The organism is Mesorhizobium sp. M2C.T.Ca.TU.002.02.1.1 (assembly GCF_003997225.1).
Genome location: NZ_RZTO01000886.1, coordinates 1 through 2407, shown reverse-complemented (window position 1 = coordinate 2407; position 2407 = coordinate 1). Strand labels below are relative to the sequence as shown.

The following is a 2407-nucleotide window of genomic DNA, read 5'->3' as shown; positions in this document are numbered from 1 at the left end:
GGTGTTTGGCGACGCCCTTGTTGTGCTTGCCCTTTTCGCGGCCGGATGCAGGACTTTGGCTTTCCACCTCGCGCGCCAGCGGGTCGTCGGAAATGGCAAGCTCCATCTCGCGCAGCCGCTTGATCTCGTCGCGGATGCGCGCCGCCTTCTCGAAGTCGAGATTGGCGGCGGCATCGCGCATCTGCTTGTCCAGCGCCTCGAGATGGGTCTTCAGATTGTTGCCGATCATCGCGCCGGCATCGTCGGTGAACTGCGAGATGTCGGCGCGGACATGGTCCTTCTCGTAGACCGAGTCGAGAATGTCGGCGATGCGCGACTTGACCGATTCCGGCGTGATGCCGTTGGCGGCGTTCCACTCCATCTGCTTCTCGCGGCGGCGGTTGGTCTCAGCCATCGCCCGCTCCATCGAGCCGGTGATCTGGTCGGCATAGAGGATGACCTTGCCGTCGACGTTTCGCGCGGCGCGGCCGATGGTCTGGATCAGTGAGGTCTCCGAGCGCAGGAACCCTTCCTTGTCGGCATCGAGGATGGCGACGAAGCCGCATTCGGGAATGTCGAGGCCCTCGCGCAAGAGGTTGATGCCGACCAGCACGTCGAAGGCGCCGAGGCGCAGGTCGCGCAGGATCTCGATGCGCTCCAGCGTGTCGATGTCGGAATGCATGTAGCGGACGCGGATGCCGTTCTCGTGCAGGTATTCGGTCAGGTCCTCGGCCATGCGCTTGGTCAGCACGGTGACCAGCGTGCGGTAGCCGGCCCGGGTGGTGTCGCGGATCTCGCCGACGACGTCGTCGACCTGGCTCTTGGCCGGACGCACCTCGACCGGCGGGTCGATCAGGCCGGTCGGGGATGACCTGCTCGGCGAAGACACCGCCGGACTGCTCCAGTTCCCAGCCGCCCGGCGTCGCCGAGACCGCGACGGAGAGCGGGCGCATGGCGTCCCATTCCTCGAAGCGCAGCGGCCGGTTGTCCATGCAGGAGGGCAGGCGGAAGCCGTACTCGGCCAGCGTCGCCTTGCGGCGGAAGTCGCCGCGATACATACCGCCGATCTGCGGCACGGTCACGTGGCTTTCGTCGATGAAGATCAGCGCGTTGTCCGGCACATATTCGAACAAGGTCGGCGGCGGCTCGCCCGGCTGGCGGCCCGTGAGATAGCGCGAATAGTTCTCGATGCCGGCGCAGGAACCGGTCGCCTCCAGCATCTCCAGGTCGAAGCGCGTGCGCTGTTCCAGCCGCTGCGCCTCCAGCAAGCGTCCAGCCTTTTCAAGCTCTTGCAGGCGATGCTTGAGTTCTTCCTTGATCGACTTAATGGCCTGATTCAAGGTCGGGCGCGGCGTCACATAGTGCGAGTTGGCGTAGATCTTGACGCTCTTCAGCTCGCCGGTCTTCTGCCCGGTCAGCGGATCGAATTCTGTGATGGACTCGATCTCGTCGCCGAACATCGAGATGCGCCAGGCGCGATCCTCGAGGTGGGCCGGAAAGATCTCGATCGTGTCGCCGCGCACGCGGAACGAGCCGCGCACGAAGTTGACGTCCTGGCGCTTGTATTGCTGGGCGACGAGGTCGGCGAGCAGCGAGCGCTGGTCGAGCCGGTCGCCGACCTGCATCTGGAAGGTCATCGCCGTATAGGTCTCGACCGAGCCGATACCGTAGATGCAGGAGACCGAAGCGACGATGATGACGTCGTCGCGCTCCAGCAGCGAACGCGTCGCCGAGTGGCGCATGCGGTCGATCTGCTCGTTGATCGAGGATTCCTTCTCGATATAGGTGTCGGTGCGCGGGACGTAGGCTTCCGGCTGGTAGTAGTCGTAATAGGAGACGAAATACTCGACCGCGTTCTCCGGGAAGAACTTCTTGAACTCGGCGTAGAGCTGCGCGGCCAACGTCTTGTTGGGCGCCAGGATCAGGGCAGGGCGCTGCGTCTCCTCGATCACCTTGGCCATGGTGAAGGTCTTGCCCGAGCCGGTGACGCCGAGCAGCACCTGGGTGCGGTCGTTCTGCTCGACGCCTTCGACGAGGTCCTTGATGGCGGTCGGCTGGTCGCCGGCCGGTTCGAAATCCGACACCATCTTGATGGCGATACCACCTTCCGATTTTTCCGGTCGGGCCGGACGGTGCGGCGTCCAGAGCTGGCCGTCCTTGTGCAGCGGATTACCGGATTCGATCAGCGCCGACAGCGCCGCGACGGTCGCGGTGACGCCGCTCGAGGAAACCTGTTCGGCGTCCTCCAGGCTGATGTCGAGACCGGCCACCGGGTTGAGGCCGGCGGCCGCGCGCTCCTTGGCCGAAGCGGCGCCGCCCATCGAGGTGCCGCGCGCGGTGCGGCCCGGCGCCGACGAGCGTTCGGGGATCTTCTTCGGGGCTTTCGCCTTCGGCTGCTTTTCCGCCTCGCGCTCGATCTGCCCGGCCC

The 2407-nt window shown here is 65.3% G+C and carries 1 pseudogene; it reads right to left on the bottom strand.

The annotated features are described in order from the left end of the window. Nucleotides 1–2407 (bottom strand): annotated as a pseudogene (gene uvrB / locus EOD07_RS30935) (excinuclease ABC subunit UvrB); the annotation flags it as partial.